The organism is Burkholderia torrens, assembly GCF_984668525.1.
Genome location: NZ_OZ480211.1, coordinates 573,655 through 597,681, shown reverse-complemented (window position 1 = coordinate 597,681; position 24,027 = coordinate 573,655). Strand labels below are relative to the sequence as shown.

24 protein-coding genes are annotated in these 24,027 nt (G+C 65.8%); 13 read left to right on the top strand and 11 right to left on the bottom strand.

Annotation, left to right across the window (positions count from 1 at the left end; translation table 11 throughout):
- Positions 1-7: 7 nt before the first annotated feature.
- The gene (locus tag AC5LXX_RS02755; protein WP_493410395.1) at positions 8-577 is read right to left on the bottom strand and encodes a YqiA/YcfP family alpha/beta fold hydrolase; all 570 of its coding nucleotides are present in this window, start codon (positions 575-577) and stop codon (positions 8-10) included.
- Complete coding sequence (mpl, locus tag AC5LXX_RS02750) at positions 574-1,959, bottom strand: UDP-N-acetylmuramate:L-alanyl-gamma-D-glutamyl-meso-diaminopimelate ligase (RefSeq protein WP_493410394.1); 1,386 nt, start codon at positions 1,957-1,959, stop codon at positions 574-576. Before mpl ends, AC5LXX_RS02755 begins: the two co-directional genes overlap by 4 nt.
- 247 nt (positions 1,960-2,206) lie before the next feature.
- On the opposite strand from mpl, the gene AC5LXX_RS02745 reads away from it, so the two are divergent.
- From AC5LXX_RS02745 to AC5LXX_RS02700, 10 genes are all read left to right on the top strand, one after another.
- Positions 2,207-2,851: a UDP-N-acetylmuramate--alanine ligase gene (locus AC5LXX_RS02745; protein WP_493410393.1), complete on the top strand. Its 645-nt coding sequence runs from the start codon at positions 2,207-2,209 to the stop codon at positions 2,849-2,851.
- A 7-nt stretch (positions 2,852-2,858) separates the two neighbouring features.
- Complete coding sequence (locus AC5LXX_RS02740) at positions 2,859-3,410, top strand: TlpA family protein disulfide reductase (protein WP_493410392.1); 552 nt, start codon at positions 2,859-2,861, stop codon at positions 3,408-3,410.
- Between the two features lie 194 nt (positions 3,411-3,604).
- Complete coding sequence (aroQ, locus tag AC5LXX_RS02735; RefSeq protein WP_011350880.1) at positions 3,605-4,057, top strand: type II 3-dehydroquinate dehydratase; 453 nt, start codon at positions 3,605-3,607, stop codon at positions 4,055-4,057.
- Between the two features lie 66 nt (positions 4,058-4,123).
- Positions 4,124-4,597, top strand: coding sequence for an acetyl-CoA carboxylase biotin carboxyl carrier protein (gene accB, locus AC5LXX_RS02730; RefSeq protein ID WP_124455339.1), 474 nt, complete (start codon positions 4,124-4,126; stop codon positions 4,595-4,597).
- A gap of 85 nt (positions 4,598-4,682) precedes the next feature.
- On the top strand, positions 4,683-6,050 hold the full coding sequence (gene accC / locus AC5LXX_RS02725) for an acetyl-CoA carboxylase biotin carboxylase subunit (protein ID WP_124455338.1): 1,368 nt from the start codon (positions 4,683-4,685) through the stop codon (positions 6,048-6,050).
- A 2-nt stretch (positions 6,051-6,052) separates the two neighbouring features.
- Positions 6,053-6,955, top strand: a complete 903-nt coding sequence (gene prmA, locus AC5LXX_RS02720) for a 50S ribosomal protein L11 methyltransferase (RefSeq protein WP_124455337.1) — start codon at positions 6,053-6,055, stop codon at positions 6,953-6,955.
- Positions 6,956-7,000: 45 nt separating this feature from the next.
- Entirely contained in the window at positions 7,001-8,368 is a 1,368-nt protein-coding gene (locus AC5LXX_RS02715; protein ID WP_493410391.1) for a zinc-ribbon and DUF3426 domain-containing protein, read from the top strand.
- 74 nt (positions 8,369-8,442) lie between these two features.
- Entirely contained in the window at positions 8,443-8,946 is a 504-nt protein-coding gene (gene tpx, locus AC5LXX_RS02710; protein ID WP_034182673.1) for a thiol peroxidase, read from the top strand.
- Positions 8,947-9,031: 85 nt separating this feature from the next.
- Positions 9,032-9,970 (top strand): carbohydrate kinase family protein, encoded by a 939-nt coding sequence (locus AC5LXX_RS02705; protein ID WP_493402273.1) that lies wholly within the window; start codon positions 9,032-9,034, stop codon positions 9,968-9,970.
- 19 nt (positions 9,971-9,989) lie between these two features.
- A complete protein-coding gene (locus AC5LXX_RS02700) occupies positions 9,990-10,463 on the top strand; it encodes an outer membrane lipoprotein (RefSeq protein WP_006476977.1) in 474 nt (157 codons plus the stop codon).
- A 213-nt stretch (positions 10,464-10,676) separates the two neighbouring features.
- On the opposite strand, the gene AC5LXX_RS02695 is transcribed toward AC5LXX_RS02700, so the two are convergent.
- The 7 genes from AC5LXX_RS02695 to AC5LXX_RS02665 all read right to left on the bottom strand — a co-directional run bounded on the left by AC5LXX_RS02695 (position 10,677) and on the right by AC5LXX_RS02665 (position 18,602).
- On the bottom strand, positions 10,677-11,327 hold the full coding sequence (locus AC5LXX_RS02695) for a histone H1-like DNA-binding protein (RefSeq protein ID WP_124455334.1): 651 nt from the start codon (positions 11,325-11,327) through the stop codon (positions 10,677-10,679).
- A 28-nt stretch (positions 11,328-11,355) separates the two neighbouring features.
- Positions 11,356-11,682 carry a hypothetical protein gene (locus tag AC5LXX_RS02690; RefSeq protein WP_124455333.1) on the bottom strand — a complete coding sequence of 109 codons (327 nt, stop codon included), beginning with the start codon at positions 11,680-11,682 and terminating at the stop codon, positions 11,356-11,358.
- Between the two features lie 83 nt (positions 11,683-11,765).
- The gene (locus AC5LXX_RS02685) at positions 11,766-12,977 is read right to left on the bottom strand and encodes a ribonucleotide-diphosphate reductase subunit beta (protein ID WP_014898151.1); all 1,212 of its coding nucleotides are present in this window, start codon (positions 12,975-12,977) and stop codon (positions 11,766-11,768) included.
- Positions 12,978-13,342: 365 nt separating this feature from the next.
- Positions 13,343-16,339 carry a ribonucleoside-diphosphate reductase subunit alpha gene (locus AC5LXX_RS02680; protein ID WP_493410390.1) on the bottom strand — a complete coding sequence of 999 codons (2,997 nt, stop codon included), beginning with the start codon at positions 16,337-16,339 and terminating at the stop codon, positions 13,343-13,345.
- Positions 16,340-16,790: 451 nt separating this feature from the next.
- Positions 16,791-17,381: a 1,6-anhydro-N-acetylmuramyl-L-alanine amidase AmpD gene (ampD, locus tag AC5LXX_RS02675; protein ID WP_124455329.1), complete on the bottom strand. Its 591-nt coding sequence runs from the start codon at positions 17,379-17,381 to the stop codon at positions 16,791-16,793.
- On the bottom strand, positions 17,378-17,695 hold the full coding sequence (locus tag AC5LXX_RS02670; protein WP_493410389.1) for a PP0621 family protein: 318 nt from the start codon (positions 17,693-17,695) through the stop codon (positions 17,378-17,380). The genes ampD and AC5LXX_RS02670 overlap by 4 nt, the downstream gene beginning before the upstream one ends.
- 13 nt (positions 17,696-17,708) lie before the next feature.
- Positions 17,709-18,602 carry a cytochrome C assembly family protein gene (locus AC5LXX_RS02665; protein ID WP_493410388.1) on the bottom strand — a complete coding sequence of 298 codons (894 nt, stop codon included), beginning with the start codon at positions 18,600-18,602 and terminating at the stop codon, positions 17,709-17,711.
- Positions 18,603-18,691: 89 nt separating this feature from the next.
- Here AC5LXX_RS02665 and ffh point away from each other — a divergent pair, with 89 nt between their 5' ends.
- The gene (gene ffh, locus AC5LXX_RS02660; RefSeq protein WP_124455327.1) at positions 18,692-20,059 is read left to right on the top strand and encodes a signal recognition particle protein; all 1,368 of its coding nucleotides are present in this window, start codon (positions 18,692-18,694) and stop codon (positions 20,057-20,059) included.
- A gap of 94 nt (positions 20,060-20,153) precedes the next feature.
- Positions 20,154-20,705 carry a hypoxanthine-guanine phosphoribosyltransferase gene (locus AC5LXX_RS02655; RefSeq protein ID WP_124455326.1) on the top strand — a complete coding sequence of 184 codons (552 nt, stop codon included), beginning with the start codon at positions 20,154-20,156 and terminating at the stop codon, positions 20,703-20,705.
- Between the two features lie 82 nt (positions 20,706-20,787).
- Here AC5LXX_RS02655 and AC5LXX_RS02650 read toward each other — a convergent pair whose 3' ends face one another.
- Positions 20,788-21,390 carry a MarC family protein gene (locus AC5LXX_RS02650; RefSeq protein WP_047899741.1) on the bottom strand — a complete coding sequence of 201 codons (603 nt, stop codon included), beginning with the start codon at positions 21,388-21,390 and terminating at the stop codon, positions 20,788-20,790.
- Positions 21,391-21,411: 21 nt separating this feature from the next.
- Positions 21,412-23,148, bottom strand: a complete 1,737-nt coding sequence (locus AC5LXX_RS02645) for a proline--tRNA ligase (RefSeq protein WP_493410387.1) — start codon at positions 23,146-23,148, stop codon at positions 21,412-21,414.
- A gap of 228 nt (positions 23,149-23,376) precedes the next feature.
- Here AC5LXX_RS02645 and AC5LXX_RS02640 point away from each other — a divergent pair, with 228 nt between their 5' ends.
- The gene (locus AC5LXX_RS02640; RefSeq protein WP_124455324.1) at positions 23,377-24,024 is read left to right on the top strand and encodes an RNA pyrophosphohydrolase; all 648 of its coding nucleotides are present in this window, start codon (positions 23,377-23,379) and stop codon (positions 24,022-24,024) included.
- The last annotated feature ends 3 nt before the right edge of the window (positions 24,025-24,027 follow it).

Below are 24,027 nucleotides of genomic sequence, written 5' to 3'. Positions count from 1 at the left end.
GGCCGGTTTATGACGTCTTTCCGTCGCAAAAGGCGAGAACGTCGTCGACATAGTCGGCAAATTCGCTGATTCCGTGATCGCTGCCTTCGATCACGCGTGTTTTCGCGCCCGGGTAATGCGCCAGCATCTCGCGGTAGTCGAGCACTTCGTCGCCGGTCGCCGCGAACAGATAGTAGCGTTCGGCGCGCGTGATCGCCGGCACGCGCAGCGCATCGAGCTCATGCAGGTGGCGACGCTCGACGACGATCGTGCCGCCGCCGTGGTACAGCGGCTGTTCGCCCAGGTGCTGCTCGAGATCGCGCTGCGGCACGATGGCCGGATTCAGCAGCACGGCCTTCCAGCCGTGCTTTTCGGCCAGCCACGTCGCGTAATAGCCGCCGAGCGAGCTGCCGACGACGGTGACGTCGCGCTCACCGGCCACCTCGGCTTCCGCGACCGCGATCGCCTCCAGCGGCGACACCGACAGCGACGGGCACCGCCACTCGTCGGTGCGGCCGAGTTCGGCCATGCGCGCGGCGAGCTGCCGCGACTTCTGCGATGCCGGCGACGACCGGAAGCCGTGCAGATACAGGATCACGTGCGGCTCCCAAGCGCGTCGAGCAGCTTCTGGTGCACGCCGCCGAAACCGCCGTTGCTCATCACGAGCACGTGGTCGCCCGGGCGCGCGGCCTCGACCACCGCCTTCACCAGCAGGTGCAGGTCGTCGAACGCGCGCGCGTGATCGCCGAGCGGCGCCAGCGCTTCGGCGAGATTCCAGCCGAGCGCGTCGCGCCCGGTCGGTGCGCCGTAGCCGAACACGAGATCGGCATCGGCGAGGCTCGCCGGCAGTTGCGACTTCATCACGCCGAGCTTCATCGTGTTCGAGCGCGGCTCGAGCACGGCGAGGATGCGGGCATTCTGGCGGCCGATGCGTGCTCGAAGACCGGCGATCGTGGTTTCGATCGCGGTCGGATGGTGCGCGAAATCGTCGTAGACGGTCACGCCGTCGACGCTGCCACGCACTTCCATCCGGCGCTTCACGTTGCGGAACGACGCGAGCGAAACGGCCGCCTGCGCGGGCGGTACACCGACGTGGCGCGCGGCGGCGATCGCCGCAAGCGCGTTCATCCGGTTGTGATCGCCCTGTACCTGCCACGCGACTTCGCCGACGCGCTCGGCCTGCGAATACACCGCGAAGCGCTCGTCGACCGGCACGCCGTCCTCGGCCGGCAGCGCCTGCCAGCCGCCGTCGACGCCGAAGCGCTCGACCTCGCTCCAGCAGCCGCGCGCCAGCACGCGCTCGAGCGCGTCCGAGCGGCCGTTCGTCACGATCCGGCCGACGCCCGGCACGGTGCGCACGAGATGGTGGAATTGCGTCTCGATCGCGGCGAGATCCGGGAAGATGTCGGCGTGATCGAATTCAAGGTTGTTCAGCACCGCGGTGCGCGGCCGGTAGTGGACGAACTTCGAGCGCTTGTCGAAGAACGCGGTGTCGTACTCGTCGGCCTCGATCACGAAGAAGCTCGAATCGGTGAGCCGCGCCGACACGCCGAAGTTCAGCGGCACGCCGCCGATCAGGAAGCCCGGGTTCAGGCCTGCGTCCTCGAGCAGCCACGCGAGCATCGACGACGTGGTCGTCTTGCCGTGCGTACCCGCGACCGCGAGCACCCATTTGCCGGCCAGCACGTGCTCGCCGAGCCACTGCGGGCCCGACACGTACGGCAGGCCGCGATCGAGGATCGCCTCCATCAGAGGATTGCCGCGCGTGACGACGTTGCCGATCACGAACAGGTCCGGTTTCAGGTCGATCTGCTCGGCGCCGTAGCCCTCGATCAGCGTGATGCCCTGCGCCTCGAGCTGCGTGCTCATCGGCGGATAGACGCCCGCGTCGCAACCCGTCACCGTGTGGCCCGCCTCGCGCGCGAGTACGGCGAGACCGCCCATGAAGGTGCCGCAGATGCCAAGAATGTGGATGTGCATAGAGTGAATGCTTTCGCGCCGCCGGGCGCCGTCGATTCGGAAAGGATGCGTGTGCGGCGCGCCGGACGGGCCGCGCGACCGGCGCCTGGCCAACGACTTTTGCCGCGACACAAAGATGGCTATTGTAACTGACGGCCTGCGCTGCCCGGCGGCCCGAACGATGCGAGCGAACGCCGGCCGTACGCAGGACGGCGGCCCGCCGCACCCGCGCTCGGCCGCTTCGGCGATCGAGTATGATTGCCGGATCATGTCTCGCAGATCCCTTCTCGACCCGCGGCGCGTCCGCGAGGAAATCGCCCAGTCCGCCGCCCGCCTGATCGCGGAGGACGGCCTCGACTACGCCGGCGCGAAACGCAAGGCCGCGCGCCAGTTGCTGGGCGATACGCGCGTTGCCGGCGAATGGCTGCCGGATAACGACCAGATCGAGGAAGAACTGCGCGAGTACCTCGCGCTGTTCCAGAGCGACACGCAGCCGGACGAACTGCACCGCCTGCGCGAGATCGCGCTCGACTGGATGCGCCGGCTCGCCGAGTTCCATCCCTATGTGACGGGCGCCGTGCTGAACGGCACCGCGAACGCCCATTCGGATATCCATTTGCAGGCATTCACCGACAACCCGAAGGACGTCGCCATCTACCTGCTGAACCAGAACGTCCAGTACGACGTGTCGGAGACGCGGCACTTCGCGGGCCGCGCCGACGTCGAGACGCTCAGTTTCCTGTGGCGCCCGCGGCGCGACGTGGACGCGATCGGCATCCACCTCGCGCTCTATGCGAGCGACGACCTGCGCGGCGCGGTCAAGGCCGACGCGCGCGGCCGCGTCGCCCGTGCGGATGCCGCCGCGCTGCGCGCGCTGATCGAGGCAGGCAAGACCCCTTCCGAACCGGATTGATTCAACGATGATGATGAAACGCATGTTGGCGCTCGCGGTCGTCGCGGCCGCCGCCGTTGCCGGCGGGCTCACCGCCGGCCACTGGTTCCGCGGCAGTGCCGACGACGGCGTCGCTGTCGCCGCGCCCGCCGTGCACGGCAACCCGGTCGACCAGTTGTGGGCGTCGTCGCTGACGGGCACCGACGGCAAGCCGGCCACGCTCGCGGCCTTCAAGGGCCAGAAGGTCGTCGTCAATTTCTGGGCGTCGTGGTGCGGCCCGTGCGTCGAGGAGATGCCCGAGCTCGTCGCGCTGTCACACCAGTACAAGCAGAAAGGCATCCGTTTCATCGGGATCGGCGTCGATTCCGAACAGAACGTGAAGAACTTTCTGCAGAAAGTGAAGGTCGACTATCCGGTCTTCGTCAGCGGTTATGCCGGCGCCGATCTGGCCCGTAATTTTGGAAATACCGCGGGCGCGTTGCCGTTTACAGTCGTGATCGACGAAACCGGCAAAGTTCGCGAGACAAAATTGGGACAAATCCAACCGGCCGAGTTGAAAAAGACGCTCGACGCGCTGTAACCGGCCCGAACGGCGGCCCGCACGTTGGCGGCGATTTGCCCGTCGATCGCCGCAATTTCGCGTGAATTCGCCGATACTTTGCGCCCGCGCCGGTAATTCTTGCAGGTCCGGCGCGCCCGGCCGTTCGGCAAAACTAGACAAATTTCTCTAAATAGCGCTAAAGTTCGCGCAATTCCGCAGAAATAGAAGCGACCATGACACGATTGCTGGTGCTGCACGGCCCCAACCTGAACCTTCTCGGCACCCGGGAACCGGAGGTGTACGGCCGCGTCACGCTCGCGCAGATCGATCAGGCGCTTGCCGCACGTGCCCGGGAAGCCGGCGCCGAGCTGTCGTCGTTCCAGAGCAACCATGAAGGTGCGCTGGTCGACCGCATCCAGGCCGCGCGGGAGGAACAGACCGATTTCATCCTGATCAATCCGGCCGCGTATACGCACACGAGCGTCGCGATCCGGGACGCGATCGCCGGCGTTGGCATCCCGTTCGTCGAGGTTCACCTGTCGAACGTGCATCGCCGCGAAGCGTTCAGGCACCACTCCTACTTTTCCGACCAGGCCGAAGGCGTGATCTGCGGGCTCGGCTGGAAAGGTTATCTGTACGCGCTCGAGTACGCGCTGGACAAGCTGCAAGGCACGTCGCGCGGCTGATTTCGCGATCTAGATTCAGCGCCGGCCCCTAACCGGCGCTTTCACGTATTGAAAGGGGAATTCCCGATGGATCTTCGTAAGCTGAAAACTCTGATCGACCTCGTTTCCGAATCCGGCATCTCCGAGCTGGAAGTGACGGAAGGCGAAGGCAAGGTGCGCATCGTCAAGAACGCACCGCCGGTCTATGTGCAGCCGACGGCTGGGTATGCCCCGCAAGTCAGCGCCCCCGCTCCGTCGGCCGCGCTGCCGGCCGAAGGCGCTGCCGCGCCGGCCGCAGGCGGCGCCGCCGCACCGGCCGTCCCGCAGGGCCACGTCGTGACGTCGCCGATGGTCGGCACGTTCTATCGCGCGCCGTCGCCGGGCGCGGACCCGTTCGTCCAGGTCGGCGATACGGTCAAGGAAGGCCAGACGATCTGCATCATCGAAGCGATGAAGCTGCTCAACGAGATCGAGTCGGACAAGGCCGGCGTGATCAAGGAAATCCTCGTCGAGAACGGCCAGGCCGTCGAATACGGCCAGCCGCTTTTCGTGATCGGCTAAGCCCGCCGCGCGGCCCTGCCGGCCGCGCGCCGCCGATGCTCGCCAGGCGCCGTTCGCGCGCCCCTCGAAGAGACGAATACTCGCTATGTTTGAAAAAATCCTCATTGCCAACCGCGGTGAAATCGCGCTGCGCATCCAGCGCGCGTGCCGCGAACTCGGCGTCAAGACGGTGGTCGTCTACTCGGAAGCCGACAAGGAAGCCAAGTACGTGCGCCTCGCGGACGAAGCCGTCTGTATCGGCCCGGCCCCGTCGAACCTGAGCTACCTGAACATGCCGGCGCTGATCAGCGCCGCGGAAGTCACCGACGCCGAAGCGATCCACCCGGGCTACGGCTTCCTGTCGGAAAACGCCGATTTCGCGGAACGCGTCGAGCAGTCCGGCTTCACGTTCATCGGCCCGCGCCCGGAAACGATCCGGATGATGGGCGACAAGGTCACCGCGAAGCAGACGATGATCAAGACCGGCGTGCCGTGCGTGCCGGGCTCGGAAGGCGCGTTGCCCGACGATCCGAAGGAGATCGTCAAGATTGCGCGCGCGATCGGCTATCCGGTCATCATCAAGGCGGCAGGCGGCGGTGGCGGGCGCGGGATGCGCGTCGTGCACACCGAGGCTGCGCTCGTCAATGCGGTCAACATGACCCGCGAGGAAGCCGGCCGTGCGTTCGGCAACCCGCAGGTGTACATGGAGAAGTTCCTCGAGAATCCGCGCCACATCGAGATCCAGGTGCTGTCGGACGCGTACAAGAACGCGATCTGGCTCGGCGAACGCGATTGCTCGATGCAGCGCCGCCACCAGAAGGTGATCGAGGAAGCGCCGGCGCCCGGCATTCCGCGCCGCCTGATCGACCGCATCGGCGACCGCTGCGCGGACGCATGCAAGAAGATGGGCTACCTCGGTGCGGGCACGTTCGAATTCCTGTACGAAAACGGCGAGTTCTACTTCATCGAGATGAACACGCGCGTGCAGGTCGAGCACCCGGTATCGGAGCTGATCACGGGCGTCGACATCGTGCAGGAACAGATCCGCATCGCGGCCGGCGAGAAGCTCACGCTGCGCCAGCGCGACATCCAGTTCCGCGGACATGCGATCGAATGCCGGATCAACGCCGAAGATCCGTTCAAGTTCACGCCGTCGCCGGGCCGGATCACGTCGTGGCATACGCCGGGCGGCCCCGGCGTGCGCGTCGATTCGCATGCCTACAATGGCTATTTCGTGCCGCCGAACTATGATTCGATGATCGGCAAGCTGATCACCTACGGCGCGACGCGCGAGCAGGCGATCCGCCGGATGCGCATCGCGCTGTCGGAAATGGTCGTCGAAGGCATCCAGACCAACATCCCGCTGCACCGCGAGCTGATGATCGACTCGAAGTTCGTCGAAGGCGGCACCAGCATCCACTACCTCGAAAACCGGCTCGCGCAAAAGCAGCAGGTCGCACCGGAAGAAGCGTAAGCATGAGCTATCGCGAACTCGTCGTCGAACTGGCCCGTGAGCATGCGGAGGCGCTGTCCGACGCGCTGCTCGACCTCGGCGCGCTGTCGGTGTCCGTCGAGGACGCCGACGCCGACACGCCCGACGAACAGCCGCTCTTCGGCGAGCCGGGCCTCGTGCCCGACCGCACCGCGTGGCAGCACTCGCGCGTGGTTGCGCTGCTGTCGGCCGACCATGAGCCGGCCGTGCTGCTCGCCGCGGCTGCAAACGAGATCGGCATCGCCGACACGCCGACGTTCGTCGTCCGCGAAGTCGAGGAGCAGGACTGGGTGCGGCTCACGCAATCGCAGTTCGAACCGATCCCGATCGGCGAGCGGATCTGGGTCGTGCCGTCGTGGCACGATGCACCCGATCCCGACGCGCTCGTCCTCGAACTCGATCCGGGCCTCGCATTCGGCACCGGCAGCCACCCCACAACGCGCCTGTGCATGGAGTGGCTCGAGCAGTCGGTGAAGCCCGGCCAGTCGGTGCTCGACTACGGCTGCGGCTCGGGCATCCTCGCGATCCTCGCGAAGAAATGCGGGGCGAACCCCGTGATCGGCATCGACATCGATCCGCAGGCCGTCGAATCGGCGCGCCAGAACAGCGAGCGCAACCGTGCGGAAGTCACGTACGGGCTGCCCGACGCATGCCCGGACGGCGAGTTCGACATCGTCGTCGCGAACATCCTGTCGAACCCGCTGAAGCTGATGGCGTCGATGCTCGCATCGAAGGTCAAACCGGGCGGGCGCATCGCGCTGTCGGGCGTGCTCGCGCGCCAGGCGGACGAAGTCGCGGCCGTTTATGCGCGCTACGTCGACATCTCGGTCTGGCGCGAACACGAAGGTTGGGTATGCCTCGCCGGAACCCGGCGCGAAAGCCATTAGAATAGCGCTGTCCTTCACTCTGGCCAGCAGGCCGCCCGGCTCGACATGCTTCTTGCGACGCGCTGCCCTCATTGCGAAACCGTCTTCCGGCTGCAGCAGGAACAGCTCTCGCTGCATGAGGGGCTCGTGCGCTGCGGCCATTGCCACGAAGTCTTCAACGCGTCCGAATCGCTCGTTCCCGAGCACGCGCGGCAGCCCGAACCGGCACTGACCGACGCGGCGGCTGCGCCGGACGACCCCCACGCACACCATCAGGCCCCGCCCGCACGGCTGTTCACCGCCGACGCTCCGGCCGGGTCGCCGTCCGAGTCCGATTACAAGCCCGAAGGCTGGGACATGTGGGCGCCGTGGCTCGACGCCGGCGTCGATCCGTCGCTGCAGCACAGCGTCGAGACCGTCCGCACCGGGCCGCTGATTCCGCTCGCACTCCCCGCCACGGAAGCCGGTATCGTTCACCTGTCGGGTACGCCCGCGCCGTTCCCGGCCCCGACCGAACTCGACGCGACATCGACCGATGTCGCCCATCCGGCCGAATCGCATCCACGGCAGACGGAAACCGACACCGAAGCATCGCCCGCGCCGGTCGAGCACGACCCGCGCGAGCCCCGCTTCGTCGCCCACGTTCCGTCGGAATCGGAAGCAACGCCCGATGCCGCCGAACCCGTCGGCCACGCGCGCTTCGCCCTGCCGGACGACGAACACGCGCCGCGCGAGCCGCGTTTCGCGTTCACGCCGGCACCGGCCGTCACCGAACCTGAACCTGAACCCGAAACCGGATCCGAACCCGACGCGTTCACCCGGCATGACAACGCCGCTGCCGAGCCGGCCGCCCAACCGACCGCCCAACCGGCCGTCCCGTTCCCGGCCGCACTGACCGACGACGACCGCCCGCACTTCGCGGTCACGCGCGAGACGCGTGCGCCGCAGCAGCGCGGGATGGTCGGCGGTTTCCTCGGCGGCCTCGTCGCCGCGGTGCTGGCCGTGCTGCTCGTCGCGCAACTCGCGTGGTGGCAACGTGAAACGCTGATGATCGACTGGCCCGTCACGCAGGGCTGGTTCCGGCAGGCATGCGCGCCGCTCGGCTGCACGGTCGCGCCGCCGCGCGCGATCGACGGCCTGCGGCTCGACGCGACCGACCTGCGCCAGCTCGACGGGCCGCGCGAACTCGAATTGAAGGTACCGTTGACGAACCGCTACCGCGTCGCGCTCGCGTACCCGTCGCTCGAACTCACGCTGCTCGACGACACCAATCACGTGACCGTGCGCCGCGTGCTCGCGCCGCGCGACTACGTGCGCCCGGGCACGCCGATCGACGCCGGGCTGCCGCCCGGCACCACGCAGACGATGGTCGTCCGCCTCGAAACGAACGGCACGCCTGCGTCGAATTTCCGCGTCCAGATCTTCTATCCGTGACGCGCCGCGGCGCGCGCATGCGCGCCCGTCTCAACCCGCGCGCCTCCATCGGCGCGCTATTTCGGAGCACGAACATGAGCAAAGTTACGCTGGGTGGCAACCCGATCGATCTCGCCGGCACGTTCCCGGCCGTCGGCGCCCAAGCCGCCGATTTCAAGCTGGTCGGCAAGGACCTCGCCGACCTGTCGCTCGCCAGCTTCGCCGGCAAGCGCAAGGTGCTGAACATCGTGCCGAGCCTCGACACGCCGACCTGCGCGACGTCGACCCGCAAGTTCAACGAAGCCGCGTCGTCGCTCGACAACACGGTCGTGGTGGTCGTGTCCGCCGACCTGCCGTTCGCCGCCACGCGCTTCTGCACGACCGAAGGCCTCGCCAACGTCGTGACGGCCTCGACGTTCCGCACCGGCCGCGCGTTCGCGAACGCGTACGGCGTCGACGTGACGAGCGGCCCGCTGAACGGCCTGACCGCACGCGCGGTCGTCGTGCTCGACGCGCAGGACAAGGTGATCCACGCGGAACTCGTCGGCGAAATCAAGGACGAGCCGAACTACGATGCAGCGCTCGCCGCACTGAAGTAAGCTTTCTACCGCTTTCCCCTGCCGCGCCGCGCCCTTCGCGCGGCGTTGTCGCGCAGGGTCCCTCATTTCTACAGGAACGCACACCTTGGCTACGCTGATTTGCGGCTCGATCGCCTACGACTCCATCATGACCTTCGAAGGGCGGTTCCGCGAGCACATCCTGCCCGACCAGGTGCACCTCATCAACCTGAGCTTCCTCGTGCCGACGATGCGCCGCGAATTCGGCGGCTGCGCGGGCAACATCGCGTACGCGCTGCACCTGCTCGGCGGCGACGCACGCGTGATGGGGACGGTGGGCGCGCTCGACGCGCAACCGTATCTCGACCGGTTCGACCAGCTCGGCCTGCGCCGCGACCACGTTCGTGTGTTGCCCGAAACGTATACGGCGCAGGCGATGATCACGACCGATCTCGACAACAACCAGATCACTGCGTTCCACCCGGGCGCGATGATGCAGTCGCACCTGAACCATGCGGGCGACGCGCCGGACATCAAGCTCGCGATCGTCGGCCCGGACGGTTTCGACGGGATGGTGCAGCACGTGGAAGAGCTCGCCAAGGCCGGTGTGCCGTTCGTGTTCGACCCGGGCCAGGGTCTGCCGCTGTTCGACGGTGCGACGCTGCGCCGCAGCATTGAACTTGCGACCTATGTAGCGGTCAACGACTACGAGGCCAAGCTGGTGAGCGACAAGACGGGATGGTCCGAAGATGAAATCGCCAGCCGGGTCGACGCCCTCGTCATTACGCGTGGCGAGCACGGCGCGACCATCCGCCACAAGCAGGGCACGGAGCAGATTCCTGTCGTGCCGGCCGAGCGCATCGCCGATCCGACCGGCTGTGGCGATGCCTTCCGCGGCGGCCTGCTGTACGGCATCGAGCATGGCCTCGACTGGGCAACCGCCGGGCGCCTCGCGAGCCTGATGGGCTCGCTCAAGATCGCCCACCAGGGGCCCCAGACTTACGTACTGACGCGTGCCGAAATCGACGCGCGCTTCGAGACTGCATTCGGTTACAGTCTCAAATGAATATTGTGGGAGAGCAAAGATGTTGACGAAAAAAACCCTCACGCTCGCGGCCATGCTGACGGCCACGCTGACGCTCGCCGGCTGCTTCACGGCACCCGGTTCGGCCGATGTCTATAGCGTCGGCCAGGCACAGCGCGAACAGACGGTCCGCATGGGCACGGTCGAAAGCGTCCGCGCGGTACGCATCCAGTCCGACGGCGGCGGCAGCGCGATCGGCACGCTCGGCGGCGGCGCACTCGGCGCGGTCGCAGGCAGTGCGATCGGCGGCGGCAAAGGTTCGATCCTGACGGCAATCGCCGGCGGCCTCGTCGGCGCGGTCGCGGGTAACGCAGTCGGCGAAAACCTCAGCACGGCGAACGGTGTCGAAATCACCGTGCGCCTCGACAACGGCGATCTTCGCTCGATCACGCAGGCGGCGAGCGGCGAAGCGTTCCGCGCCGGCGAGCGCGTGCGACTGCTGTCGAGCGGCGGCGTCACGCGCGTCACGCACTAACCGGTATCCTCAGCACGCGGCGCAAGCCGCGGTCGAACGCATGTGCGAAGCTGCACATGCGTTTTTTTTCGTCCGTACTCACGGCAGCCTCCCGTTCGGCGAGTCCGGACGAAAAAAATCCCGCCACCTGAGCCAGATGGCGGGACTGATTGAGTAGCGCTACTCAACCCACGGACACCACGTGAGTGTCCGGGTGGTGCTGGTCAGCCGAGATTACGGACGGCTGCCGGTCGGGAACGGCCACGCAGCTGCCGGGTTGAGCGCGGTCTTCACGCCCGATGCCGGCGCAACCGATGCGGTCGACGCGGTCGTTGCCGGCGCAGCCTTCTTCACGACGGCCTTCTTCGGAGCAGCAGCCTTCTTCGCCGGAGCAGCAGCCGCCTTCGCAGGGGCAGCCTTCTTGGCAGGCGCAGCCTTCTTCGCGGCAGCCTTCTTCGCAGGCGCGGCCTTCTTCGCAGCAGCCTTCTTGGCAGGCGCAGCCTTCTTCGCAGCGGCCTTCTTCGCCGGTGCTGCCTTCTTCGCAGCAACCTTCTTCACGGCGACTTTCTTGGCTGCAACCTTCTTCGCAGCGGCCTTCTTAGCCGGTGCTGCCTTCTTTGCAGCAACCTTCTTCACCGCGACTTTCTTCGCTGCGACCTTCTTGGCTGCAACCTTCTTCACCGCGACCTTCTTCGCTGCGACCTTCTTTGCAGCAGCCTTCTTCGCCGGTGCTGCCTTCTTCGCAGCAACCTTCTTCACGGCGACTTTCTTCGCTGCGACCTTCTTCACTGCAGCGGCCTTCTTCGCCGGAGCAGCAGCCTTCTTCGCAACGGTCTTCTTGGCAGCAACCTTCTTAGCAGCCGGTTTCTTCTTGGCAGTAGCCATGTTGTTCTCCTTCAGGTTCAGATGAGAGTCAGTTCAAACTACACCCTTCGTCAAAACCCGCTTCCCGCGGACGCTGTTCAGGACGTGCGCTTCGAAGCGGGCTATTCATCGGCGTACGCGGATACCACGCGCTTACGCTAATGAATACGGTATGGCGCGCGTGACCACTCGGCCTCGCGCGCCAAATCAAGTCGGTAGCCGGCGCACCTCGCGCCGCTACCCCTAATCGCTTGATCAAGCGGACCGCCACACGGCCGTCCGCTTTATCCGGAGGGAAGTTTGCCCATCCCACTGAAGGGTTCGCAAAGTGCCTGTCGTATCGTTGGGCCGTTAAGGCACCGGGCATGCTTTGCATCAGGCGTTCTTGCTCCTAAACCTTGGGCCGGGGCCGAGAGGCCACCGGCTGCTCACATCATGTGACGGGTTCGCTGCTGCGGGTTATTCCCAGGACAGCGCGCCCCCCGTCTGATACTCGATCACACGCGTCTCGAAGAAGTTGCGTTCCTTCTTCAGGTCGATCATCTCGCTCATCCACGGGAACGGGTTTTCCTCGTTCGGATACAGCGGATCGAGGCCGATCTGCTGGCAACGGCGGTTGCTGATGAAGCGCAGATAGCTCTTGAACATCGACGCGTTCAGACCCAGCACGCCGCGCGGCATCGTGTCTTCGGCGTAGCGGTATTCGAGTTCGACAGCCTGCTTGAACAGCTCGCGGATCTCGGCGCGGAATTCCGCGGTCCAGAGATGCGGATTCTCGAGCTTGATCTGGTTGATCAGGTCGATGCCGAAATTGCAGTGCATCGACTCGTCGCGCAGGATGTACTGATATTGCTCTGCAGCACCCGTCATCTTGTTCTGGCGGCCGAGTGCGAGGATCTGCGTGAACCCGACATAGAAGAACAGGCCTTCCATGATGCAGGCGAACACGATCAGCGACTTCAGCAGCTTCTGATCCGCTTCGAGCGTGCCGGTCTTGAAGGCCGGATCCGTCAGCGTGTGGATGAACGGGATCAGGAATTCGTCCTTCGCGCGGATCGACGTGACCTCGTGGTACGCGTTGAAGATCTCGCCTTCGTCGAGACCGAGCGATTCGACAATATATTGGTACGCGTGCGTGTGGATCGCTTCCTCGAACGCCTGGCGCAGCAGGAACTGCCGGCACTCGGGCGCCGTGATGTGGCGGTACGTGCCGAGCACGATGTTGTTCGCCGCGAGCGAATCGGCCGTCACGAAGAAGCCGAGGTTGCGCTTCACGATGCGGCGCTCGTCCTCGGTCAGACCGTTCGGGTCCTTCCACAGTGCGATGTCGCGGGACATGTTGATTTCCTGCGGCATCCAGTGGTTCGCGCAACCGGCCAGATACTTTTCCCACGCCCACTTGTACTTGAACGGCACCAGCTGATTGACGTCAGTCTGGCCGTTGATGATGCGCTTGTCGGCGACATTGACCCGCGCTTCCGAACCGCCGGCGGGAACAGCCGATGCTTGCGGCGGCACCGCAAGATCGCCTTCGAAAATGTCACGGACCTGATGGGCGGCAGGCGTTGCAGCCTGCATTCCGACAGCCATCCCGGCGGAGGTGCGCATCGCGTTTTGCTGCGCTCCGCTCGCGGGGGTTACGGCAGTCTTCTCGTCATCCCAGTTGAGCATAAATTCTCACCATCAATTTAGAACGGTTTGTACCATCTTTTCCTGAGCGATAAAAGGGTTCGCTCACGAAAAATCCTTTTTTCGATTCGCGTTGCGACCTCGATACAACACTTTGAGCAACGCATCGTCGTTCATGCAGCGCGCGATGTGAGTCGCGCTTGTATCGCGAGGTGCGCTCGACGCATCGAACGCTGATCGAAACGCGACGTCGTCGGGGATGTTTCGATCGCTTGTCACTGCCTGCAACGCAGGTGCCGCGTTACAGATTCCTTATCATTTTTTTAGTTGAGAGCGGCGCACACTTCAACCTCGATCGGTCGTCGTGTGCGCCGCCGTTGCCTGCTTCTCAGGTCAGGCGCACTGCGTTACTGGCACGCTTCGCACTCGTCGAAGCCCGGATCGCCCGGACGCATCGTGCACACCGGACCGTCGGCCTCGACCGGCGCGAGCGCCGATGCCGCGTCGACTGCGCCCGACGACGATGCCGCGCCGCCTGCCGCGCCGAAGCCGCCGGCTGCGCCTTGCGCGCCGCCGCTGCTCGAGCCGCCACCCGTCGGCACTGCGTTCAGCGCGCCGTGTGCGACCGTCGACTTCTCGACGTGCGTCGCCGCCATCGTGCGGAGGTAGTAGGTCGTCTTCAGGCCGCGCAGCCATGCGAGCTTGTAGACCTCGTCGAGCTTCTTGCCCGACGCGCCGCCCATGTAGATGTTCAGCGACTGCGCCTGGTCGATCCACTTTTGGCGACGCGATGCCGCTTCGACCAGCCACGTCGGGTCGACTTCGAACGCGGTCGCGTAGATCGCGCGCAGGTCGGCCGGGATGCGGTCGATGCGCGACAGCATGCCGTCGAAGTACTTCAGGTCGGCGACCATCACTTCGTCCCACAGGCCGCGTTCCTTCAGGTCGCGAACGAGGTACTCGTTCACCACCGTGAATTCGCCCGACAGGTTCGACTTCACGTACAGGTTCTGGAAGGTCGGCTCGATGCATGCCGACACGCCGATGATGTTCGAGATCGTCGCCGTCGGCGCGATCGCGACGCAGTTCGAGTTGCGCATACCGTGCGTGGCGATCCGCGCACGCAGCGTCGTCCAGTCGAGCGATTCCGACGTGTCGACCTCGACATAGCCGCCACGCGCTTCGGCCAGCAGCTTCAGCGTGTCCTGCGGGAGGATGCCGCGATCCCACAGCGAGCCGCGGTAGCTCGAGTAGCGGCCGCGCTCCTCGGCCAGTTCGGTCGACGCGTGGTACGCGTAGTAGCAGACGGCTTCCATCGAACGGTCGGCGAACTCGACCGCCGCTTCCGACGCGTACGGCGTACGCAGCAGGTGCAGGCAGTCCTGGAAGCCCATGATGCCCATGCCGACCGGGCGGTGCTTCAGGTTCGAGTTACGCGCCTTCGGCACCGCGTAGTAGTTGATGTCGATCACGTTGTCGAGCATGCGCATCGCGACGCTGATCGTGCGCTTCAGCTTGTCGTGGTCGAGCGCGTAGCTGCCGTCGGCCTGCTTCACCAGGTGGGCGACCAGGTTCACCGAGCCGAGGTTGCACACCGCGATTTCGGTGTCGCTCGTGTTCAGCGTGATTTCCGTGCACAGGTTCGACGAGTGGACGACGCCGACGTGCTGCTGCGGCGAGCGCACGTTGCACGGATCCTTGAACGTGATCCACGGGTGGCCCGTCTCGAACAGCATGCCGAGCATCTTGCGCCAGAGCTGCGCCGCCGGGATCTTCTTGAACAGCTTGATCTCGCCGCGCGCGACCTTGTCTTCGTAAGCCGTGTAAGCCTTCTCGAAATCGGCGCCGAACTTGTCGTGCAGGTCCGGGCAGGTCGACGGCGAGAACAGCGTCCAGTCGCCGCCTTCCATCACGCGCTTCATGAACAGGTCGGGAATCCAGTTCGCCGTGTTCATGTCGTGCGTACGGCGACGGTCGTCACCGGTGTTCTTGCGCAGCTCGAGGAACTCCTCGATGTCGAGGTGCCACGATTCGAGGTACGCGCAGACCGCGCCCTTGCGCTTGCCGCCCTGGTTCACCGCGACGGCCGTGTCGTTCACGACCTTCAGGAACGGGACCACGCCTTGCGACTTGCCGTTCGTGCCCTTGATATGCGAGCCGAGTGCACGCACGCGCGTCCAGTCGTTGCCGAGGCCGCCGGCGAACTTCGACAGCAGCGCGTTTTCCTTCAGCGCCTCATAGATGCCGTCGAGATCGTCCGCGACCGTCGTCAGGTAGCACGACGACAGCTGCGAGCGGTGCGTGCCCGAGTTGAACAGCGTCGGCGTCGAGCTCATGAAGTCGAAGCTCGACAGCACGTTGTAGAACTCGATCGCGCGCGTTTCGCGGTCGATCTCGTTCAGCGACAGGCCCATCGCGACGCGCATGAAGAATGCCTGCGGCATTTCGATGCGCGCGCCTTCGACGTGCAGGAAGTAGCGGTCGTACAGCGTCTGCAGGCCGAGGTAGCCGAACTGCAGGTCGCGGTTCGCGTCGAGCGCTTCGCCGAGGCGCTTCAGGTCGAATTGCAGCAGCTTGTCGTCGAGCAGGCCGGCGTCGACGCCGCGCTTCAGGAACTGCGGGAAGTATTCGGCGTAGCGGGCCGGCATCTCGGCCTGCACGACTTCCTCGCCGAGGATCTCGCGACGGATCGTGTGCAGCAGGATGCGGGCCGTGACCTGGCTGTATGCCGGATCCTTTTCGATCATCGTGCGCGCTGCGAGGATCGCCGAGTCGTAGACCTGGCTCATCGGCACGCCGTCGTACAGGTTCTTCACCGTTTCCGCGACGATCGGGTCAGGGTTAACCGCAGCGCCGAGGCCGTCGCATGCCGACACGATCAGCGCACGCAGCGCATTCAGGTCGAGCGGGCGCGTGACGCCGTTGTCGACGACGTTGATGCCGGTGCTCGCCTCGCCGCCCGCTGCCGCTGCTTCCTCGCCCGCATGCTGGCGCTCGAGGTGACGCTTCTCACGGTACAGCACGTACGCACGCGCGACGTTGTGCTCGCCGCCGCGCATCAGCGCGAGTTCGACCTGGTCCTGGATGTCTTCGATATGGAACGTACCGCCGTTCGGGCGGCTGCGCACGAGTGCGCGCACGACGTTGTGCGTCAGCTGTTCGACCTGCTCGCGCACGCGTGCCGATGCCGCGCCCTGCCCGCCGTTGACGGCCAGGAAAGCCTTGGTCACCGCGATCGCGATCTTCGAAGGTTCGAACGACACCACGCTGCCGTTGCGGCGGATCACCTTGTAGTCGGCGAACGTGGCCTGCGGCGCGAGCGCCTTCGCGCCCTGTTCGGTCCCGCCGAGCGGACGGCTCGAGGCGCTCTCGTACTGGGACGTCGCGTTGTCGGTGGTTTGCATGTGCAAAGCTCCTGGTGTTGGATGGTGCGGAGAGAACCGCGGATTAAAACGAACGCTGCGCAATGCGGTGCGCGAGCGGTAAGAGGCGAGCGATGCGCCGGGGAAGCCGGTTCGGTCGATGCGCGACAACCTGACCGGTCGTGTGCTTCGTCATGTCTACCCTGCCCCGTCGATGTTCGCTGCGCTGATCGCGACGCCCGGACCGCCCGGCCTGGCGCGCCGCCCTGAGAACCCTGTCCGCCGGCGTTGCCCGCCGGCCGGTGCCGCTCGGGTTTCCCCTGCGACACACACTATATCTAGTACAGAACTACTCAACTGGCACCAAGTATAGTGGACATTCGGACGAGGTCAAAACGGATAATTTGCGATGAAGGTCTTGACATCGCTCACGCGCAGACACGACAAGGCATTGGTCGGAGAAAAAACTTTCTCCGCTCAAAAAACCCCGCGATCAGTGCTGACGGAAAGGAAAGTATTCGGCGGAAAACCCGGCATCGCTCGCGAAGCGTTGCCAATCGAAGTGCGGGCCCGGGTCGGTCTTGCGGCCCGGCGCGACGTCCGAGTGCCCGGCGAACGCGTCGACCGGATAGTGCTCGGCGAGCGTGCGGGAGAGCGCGGCCAGGACCGCGTATTGCGCGTCGTCGAACGGCACGTCGTCCGCGCCTTCGAGCTCGATGCCGATCGAGAAGTCGTTGCAGCGCGTCCGGCCGAAGAACTCGGACGAACCCGCGTGCCATGCGCGCTCGTCGCACGACACGAACTGCACGAGTTCGCCGCCGCGACGGATCAGGAAGTGCGCGGAGACCCGCACGCCGCGCAGGTGGCTCTGGTAATAAGGGTGCGCATCGCAGTCGAGGCGATTGAGGAACAGCGACTCGATCGCGTCGCCGCCGAATTCACCGGGCGGCAGGCTGATGTTGTGGACGACGACGAGCGTCGGCACCGCACCCGCGGGCCGCACCTCGAAGTTCGGCGACGGCGCATGGCGCGCTTCGCGCACCCAGCCGTTCGCGTCGACCGACAGCACCGGCGCGTCGCTCATCGCGCGTCGTGACCGCTTGCGCGCGCGGCGTGGCGCTGCGCGTGCTCGGCGCTGCAGAAGTAGTCGCCGCCCGCGGCGATCGCGTCGCCCTTCGGCGCATGCACGCCGCATTCGGCACAGCGCACCATCGGCTCGGGCAGCGAGCGCGTTTCGCCGTTCGGGCGGGCCGCCCCGGGACCGCCGGCGCCGGGCGCGCCGTCGTAGCCAGCACCGCGGCCGGTACGCGCCTGCGCGTGCTCCTGCGCCTGGCGCAGCTTGCGCGCGAGCCACGAACCCGCGAAGAAGAGAAGGATCAGGAGAAGAATCTGTCGCATCGGAAACCTGCGTTCAAACCACGGAACGGTGCAGCAGCACCTCGAAAACGAACCGGCTGCCGACATACGCGAGCAGCAGCGCGGCGAACGACACGAGCACCCAGCGCGCGGCGCCGCGGCCGCGCCAGCCCGACGTCCTGCGCGCGACCAGCAGGCCGCCGAACATCAGCCACGACAGGATCGCGAACACGGTCTTGTGGTCGAGCCGCAGCGCGCGTGCATCGACCTGCTCGCTGAACAGGATGCCCGACGCGAGCGTCAGCGTGAGCAGCACGAAGCCGGCACCGATCAGGCGGAACAGCAGCTTCTCGAGCGTGAGCAGCGGCGGCAGCGTTTCGAGCCAGCTCGCGATCCAGCCCGTCGAGCCGTCGCGCCCGCCGCTCCTCAGCGACTGCAGCCGCCGCTCGACCATCAGCATCAGGACCGCATGCAGCGCGGCGATCGCGAACAGGCCGTACGCGATGTTCGCGATCAGGAAGTGCAGCTTGAACAGCGGCGCTGCGGCATAAGGAAGCACCCGCACGCCGCCGAACACGAGCGGCAGCAGCGACGCGCCGCACGCGAGCGGCAGGACCAGCAGGCGCAGGCTGTCGAGCGGGAAGAAGAAACTCTCGATCCAGTAGATGCCGGCGCCGAGCCAGAACATCGCGGACAGCGCGAACGCGAAACCGAACACCATCGAGTCGTTCGGAAAGATCGTCATGTGGAGCAGCACGCCGTGCGCGACGAGCGCGGCGAACAGCAGCGCGCGGCCGGCCCCGCTCATCCCGGACGCGGCGGACGCGGGAACCGGCACGGCCGGCACGCTCGCGACGAGCGGCGTCGCGCCCTGGCGGTGCGTGCGCCAGCCTGCGACGGCGAGGCCGCCGTACAGGAATGCGGTGAGGGCATACAGTACAATATCCATGTTCGAAGTTTACACTAGGCCCCCTTCCCGCGACGGCTCCCTTTGTTCGGTTCCGCCGCGCCTTCGGGCCCCACTGTCCAACGCTCCCCATGCTCGACAATCTCACTCAACGGATGGCGCGCGTCGTCAAGACGCTGCGCGGCGAAGCCCGGCTCACCGAGGCGAACACGCAGGAGATGCTCCGCGAGGTGCGTCTCGCGCTGCTGGAGGCCGACGTCTCGCTGCCGGTCGTCCGCGAATTCATCGCCAAGGTCAAGGAAAAGGCGCTCGGCGAAGAAGTGATCAGCAGCCTGTCGCCGGGCCAGGCGCTCGTCGGCGTGGTCCAGAAGGAACTGACCGCCGTGATCGGCGGCGACTACGAAGGCAAGGCCGCCGAGCTGAACCTCGCGGTCACGCCGCCTGCCGTGATCCTGATGGCCGGCCTGCAGGGCGCGGGCAAGACCACGACCGCCGGCAAGCTCGCGAAGCTGCTGCGCGAGAAGTACAAGAAGAAGGTGCTGACGGTGTCGTGCGACGTGTATCGCCCGGCCGCGATCATGCAGCTGAAAACGGTGAGCGAACAGGTCGGCGCCGACTTCTTCCCGTCCACGCCCGACCAGAAGCCCGTCGACATCGCGGTCGCGGCCGTCGACTGGGCGAAGCGCCACTACCATGACGTGCTGATCGTCGACACGGCCGGCCGCCTCGGTATCGACGAGGCGATGATGCAGGAAATCGCCGCGCTGCACGGCACGCTGAAGCCGGCCGAAACGCTGTTCGTCGTCGACGCGATGCTCGGCCAGGACGCGGTCAATACCGCGAAGGCGTTCAACGACACGCTGCCGCTCACCGGCGTCGTGCTGACCAAGCTCGACGGCGACTCGCGCGGCGGTGCCGCGCTGTCGGTGCGTCACATCACGGGCAAGCCGATCAAGTTCGTCGGTGTCGCCGAGAAGCTCGACGGCCTGGAAGTGTTCCACCCCGACCGGATGGCGAACCGGATCCTCGGCATGGGCGACATCCTCGCGCTCGTCGAGGAGGCCCAGCGCGGCGTCGACGTGCAGGCCGCGCAGAAGCTCGCCGACAAGGTCAAGAAAGGCGGCGATTTCGACCTGAACGATTTCCGCGCGCAGATCTCGCAGATGAAGAACATGGGCGGCCTGTCGTCGCTGATGGATAAACTCCCCGCGCAGTTCCAGCAGGCGGCCGCCGGCGCCGACATGGGCCAGGCCGAGAAGTCGATCCGCCGGATGGAAGGCATCATCAGCTCGATGACGCCCGCCGAGCGCGCGAAACCCGAAATCATCAAGGCGACGCGCAAGCGCCGCATTGCAGCCGGCGCGGGCGTGCCGGTGCAGGAAGTCAACCGGATGCTGAACCAGTACGACCAGATGCGTACGATGATGAAGAAGCTGAAGGGCGGCAACATGCAGAAGATGATGCGCGGCCTGAAGGGCATGATGCCCGGCATGCGCTGATTCCGCCCGTCGGCCGGCGCGCGGGTTTTTGCTGTAGCGCGCGCCCGCCGTTCTGCTTCATTCTTATTTGTATACCGACTGCCCGCCAGAACACATGAACCGCGAAGAAGCCCTCCACATTTTCAACCACTCCGAAGAGATCGTGTCGGCCGATGCCGTCAACGCGTCGATCTCCAAGATGGCCGACGCGATCCGCGCCGAGATCGGCGACGCGTTCCCGCTCGTTCTCTCGGTGATGGGCGGCGCCGCGGTGTTTACCGGGATGCTGCTGCCGCATCTCGATTTCCCGCTCGAGTTCGACTACATCCACCTGACCCGCTACCGCAACACGACGCAGGGCAGCCCGGAGATGCACTGGCGCGTCGCGCCGCGCGAATCGGTGAAGGACCGCATCGTGCTCGTGCTCGACGACATCCTCGACGAAGGCGAGACGATGGCCGCGATCCGCGACCGCATCCTGGACATGGGCGCGAAGCGCTTCATGTCGGCCGTGCTGTGCGAAAAGACGCTCGCGAAGGCGAAGCCGCTGCACCCCGACTTCTGCGGCTTCTCGGTGCCGGACCGCTACGTGTTCGGCTGCGGGATGGACGCCAAGGGCTACTGGCGCAACCTGCCGACGATCCGCGCACTGACCGCCCAGGTCTGATCGTCGCCCTGCCCGCCCCATAAGAAAAACGGCGCTCCGGTTTCCCGGAGCGCCGCTTTTTTTCGTGCGTACGCCGCCTGCCTTATAACTGGTGCACGAATGCGCGGATGCCGGCCAGCAGCATCTCGACCGAGATCGCGACGAGCACGAGGCCCATCAGCCGCTCGAACGCCGCGACCGTCCGCTCGCCGAGCCACTGCTGGATCCGTTCGGCCAGTACCAGCGTGATCGCGCAGACGATCATCGTGACCGTCAGCGCGCCGACCCATTCGAGCATCTTGCCGGGCGCCTGCGACGTCAGCAGCATGACCGTCGCCAGCGCGGACGGCCCGGCCAGCGCCGGAATCGCGAGCGGCACGATGAACGGTTCGCCGCCCGCGCGCGGATCGCTGCCGAGCGCACCGTCCGGGTGCGGGAAGATCATCCGCAGCGCGATCAGGAACAGCACGATCCCGCCGCCGAGCCGCAACGACAGGTCGGTGAGGTTCATCATCCGCAGGAAGCGGTCGCCGACCACCATGAAGAACAGCAGGATCACGAACGCGATCCCCACTTCACGCAGGATCAGCTTCACGCGCCGCTCGCGCGGCACATCCCGCATCGCCGTAATGAACAGCGGGATGTTGCCGAGCGGATCGGTGATCAGCACCAGGAGCACGGTGGCCGACAGGAACGTGTATTCCATCGTGTCCCCCGGTCGCCGTGCTTAGCGTGCGAGCGCGGCGCGGATCTTCTCCGCGACCGTCGCCGCAGCCGCGTCGGCCGGCAGCAGCGTCGCTTCGGCGTCGCGGCGGCCCTGGTACTCGATCTTGCCTTCCTTCAGGCCGCGCTCGCCGATCACGAGACGGTGCGGCACGCCGATCAGCTCCCAGTCGGCGAACATCACGCCCGGGCGCTCGCCGCGGTCGTCGAGGATCACGTCGATGCCGGCCGCGACGAGTTCCGCGTACAGCTTGTCGGCCGTTTCGCGCACCATCTCGCTGCGGTCGTAGCCCATCGGGCACAGCACGACTTCGAACGGCGCGATCGACTCGGGCCAGATGATGCCCTTGTCGTCGAAGTTCTGTTCGATCGCCGCGCCGAGAATACGCGTGACGCCGACGCCATAGCAGCCCATCAGCATCGGCTGCGGCTTGCCCGACTCGTCGAGGAACGTCGCCCCCATTGCTTCCGAGTACTTGGTGCCGAGCTGGAACACGTGGCCGACTTCGATGCCGCGGCAGATGTCGATCACGCCCTTGCCGTCCGGCGACGCGTCGCCCTTCTTCACGTTGCGCACGTCGGCGACATCCGGTTCCGGCAGGTCGCGGCCCCAGTTCACGCCGGCGATGTGATAGTCGACCTCGTTCGCGCCGACGACGAAATCGCTCATGTTCGCGACCGTGCGGTCCGCGATCACCTTCACCGGCTTCTTCGTGCCGACCGGGCCGAGATAGCCCGGCGGCGTGCCGAACCACTCGACGATTTCCTGCTCGGTCGCGAAGCGGTGGTTCTTCAGCCCCGGCAGCTTCGACACCTTGATCTCGTTCAGGTCGTGGTCGCCGCGCAGCATCACGAGCCAGATGGTCGGCTCGGCGCCTTCGTTGTCGGTCGCGAGCACGATCGACTTGATCGTGCGCTCGAGCGGGATCGCCAGCAGTTCGGCGACGGCTTCGCACTTCGCCTTGCCAGGCGTCGCGACCTTTTCCATCGATTCGGCCGGTGCGGCGCGCTCAGGCGTCAGCGGCAGCGCTTCGGCGGCCTCGATGTTCGCCGCGAACTCGGAGGTCGGGCAGTAGGCGATCGCGTCCTCGCCGGTGTCGGCGATCACGTGGAATTCGTGCGAGAAGTTGCCGCCGATCGAGCCGCTGTCGGCCGCGACCGCACGGAACTCGAGGCCGAGGCGCGTGAAGATGCGCACGTACGCGTCGTACATCTTGCGATACGACTCGTTCAGGCCGGCTGCGTCCTTGTCGAACGAATACGCGTCCTTCATGATGAATTCGCGGCCGCGCATCACGCCGAAGCGCGGACGGATCTCGTCGCGGAACTTCGTCTGGATCTGGTAGAAGTTCACCGGCATCTGCCGGTAGCTCTTGATCTGGTTGCGCGCGATGTCGGTGATGACTTCCTCGTGCGTCGGCCCGATCACGAAGTCGTTGTCCTTGCGGTCCTTGAAGCGCAGCAGCTCGGGGCCGTACTGTTCCCAGCGGCCCGACTCCTGCCACAGCTCGGCCGGCTGCACGGCCGGCATCAGCAGCTCGATGGCGCCCGCCCGGTTCATTTCCTCGCGCACGATCGCCTCGACCTTGCGAATCGAACGCAGGCCGACCGGCAGATAGTTATAGATGCCGCCGGCGACGCGACGGATCATGCCGGCGCGGACCATCAGCTTGTGGCTGACGATCTCTGCGTCGGCGGGAGCTTCTTTCAGGGTGCCGATAAAGAAACGGGAAGCTTTCATGCGGACGGTTCCAAAAACGGCGCCCCCAGGCGGGGCGCCCGAAAAAGTTTCAAGGTGAAAAAGCTGCGCGCGGCGAACAACGAGGGACGACGATGGCGCAGATGACTTAGCAGACTAATCAGGGACAATTCAGCCGGTGCACCCCGCGCGGATTCGCTCCGTCACGGTGCGCAGCGCCCGTTATCTGTTTATAATCAAAGCAATTTTAAAGGATTCGAAGGTGGTTGTATGCTGGATCGTGAAGGCTTTCGCCCGAACGTCGGCATCATCCTCTTGAACGCGCGCAACGAGGTGTTTTGGGGCAAGCGGCTCCGCGAGCATTCCTGGCAGTTTCCTCAAGGTGGGATCAAGTACGGCGAGACCCCCATGCAGGCGATGTACCGGGAACTGCACGAGGAGACGGGCCTGCATCCGGAACACGTCAAGATAATCGGCCGCACTCGCGACTGGTTGCGTTACGAGGTGCCTGACAAGTTCATCAAACGCGAAGTACGCGGTCATTACCGCGGCCAGAAGCAGATCTGGTTCCTGCTGCGGATGGTTGGACGCGATTGCGACATTTGCTTGCGCGCGACCGACCACCCGGAGTTCGATGCGTGGCGCTGGAACGAGTACTGGGTACCGCTCGATGCGGTGATCGAGTTCAAGCGGGATGTCTATCAGTTGGCGCTGACGGAATTGTCGCGCTTCCTGCGCCGCCCGGCGCAGCGAGCCGAGAAGCCGCGCGGGCCGCGAATGTCGCGCTATCCGCGCGTCATTGGCGTACAGGCCCAGCAGACGCTGACGATTGTCGACGCATCGGTAGTGTGTTCGGAGATCGAAGTGGAGGCGAGCACGCTCGACGAGATGCCGCCCCACGTGATCGTCGGCAAATGACGA

Bases quoted from the DNA above. Each gene is read 5' to 3' on its own strand.
- AC5LXX_RS02740 (WP_493410392.1), top strand. From the start codon at position 2,859: ATGATGATGAAACGCATGTTGGCGCTCGCGGTCGTCGCGGCCGCCGCC.
- mpl (WP_493410394.1), bottom strand. From the start codon at position 1,959: ATGCACATCCACATTCTTGGCATCTGCGGCACCTTCATGGGCGGTCTC.
- AC5LXX_RS02715 (WP_493410391.1), top strand. From the start codon at position 7,001: ATGCTTCTTGCGACGCGCTGCCCTCATTGCGAAACCGTCTTCCGGCTG.
- AC5LXX_RS02640 (WP_124455324.1), top strand. From the start codon at position 23,377: ATGCTGGATCGTGAAGGCTTTCGCCCGAACGTCGGCATCATCCTCTTG.
- tpx (WP_034182673.1), top strand. From the start codon at position 8,443: ATGAGCAAAGTTACGCTGGGTGGCAACCCGATCGATCTCGCCGGCACG.
- AC5LXX_RS02685 (WP_014898151.1), bottom strand. From the start codon at position 12,977: ATGCTCAACTGGGATGACGAGAAGACTGCCGTAACCCCCGCGAGCGGA.
- AC5LXX_RS02695 (WP_124455334.1), bottom strand. From the start codon at position 11,327: ATGGCTACTGCCAAGAAGAAACCGGCTGCTAAGAAGGTTGCTGCCAAG.
- accC (WP_124455338.1), top strand. From the start codon at position 4,683: ATGTTTGAAAAAATCCTCATTGCCAACCGCGGTGAAATCGCGCTGCGC.
- AC5LXX_RS02700 (WP_006476977.1), top strand. From the start codon at position 9,990: ATGTTGACGAAAAAAACCCTCACGCTCGCGGCCATGCTGACGGCCACG.
- aroQ (WP_011350880.1), top strand. From the start codon at position 3,605: ATGACACGATTGCTGGTGCTGCACGGCCCCAACCTGAACCTTCTCGGC.
- ffh (WP_124455327.1), top strand. From the start codon at position 18,692: ATGCTCGACAATCTCACTCAACGGATGGCGCGCGTCGTCAAGACGCTG.
- AC5LXX_RS02650 (WP_047899741.1), bottom strand. From the start codon at position 21,390: ATGGAATACACGTTCCTGTCGGCCACCGTGCTCCTGGTGCTGATCACC.
- AC5LXX_RS02690 (WP_124455333.1), bottom strand. From the start codon at position 11,682: ATGCAAAGCATGCCCGGTGCCTTAACGGCCCAACGATACGACAGGCAC.
- ampD (WP_124455329.1), bottom strand. From the start codon at position 17,381: ATGAGCGACGCGCCGGTGCTGTCGGTCGACGCGAACGGCTGGGTGCGC.
- prmA (WP_124455337.1), top strand. From the start codon at position 6,053: ATGAGCTATCGCGAACTCGTCGTCGAACTGGCCCGTGAGCATGCGGAG.
- accB (WP_124455339.1), top strand. From the start codon at position 4,124: ATGGATCTTCGTAAGCTGAAAACTCTGATCGACCTCGTTTCCGAATCC.
- AC5LXX_RS02670 (WP_493410389.1), bottom strand. From the start codon at position 17,695: ATGCGACAGATTCTTCTCCTGATCCTTCTCTTCTTCGCGGGTTCGTGG.
- AC5LXX_RS02655 (WP_124455326.1), top strand. From the start codon at position 20,154: ATGAACCGCGAAGAAGCCCTCCACATTTTCAACCACTCCGAAGAGATC.
- AC5LXX_RS02745 (WP_493410393.1), top strand. From the start codon at position 2,207: ATGTCTCGCAGATCCCTTCTCGACCCGCGGCGCGTCCGCGAGGAAATC.
- AC5LXX_RS02680 (WP_493410390.1), bottom strand. From the start codon at position 16,339: ATGCAAACCACCGACAACGCGACGTCCCAGTACGAGAGCGCCTCGAGC.
- AC5LXX_RS02645 (WP_493410387.1), bottom strand. From the start codon at position 23,148: ATGAAAGCTTCCCGTTTCTTTATCGGCACCCTGAAAGAAGCTCCCGCC.
- AC5LXX_RS02665 (WP_493410388.1), bottom strand. From the start codon at position 18,602: ATGGATATTGTACTGTATGCCCTCACCGCATTCCTGTACGGCGGCCTC.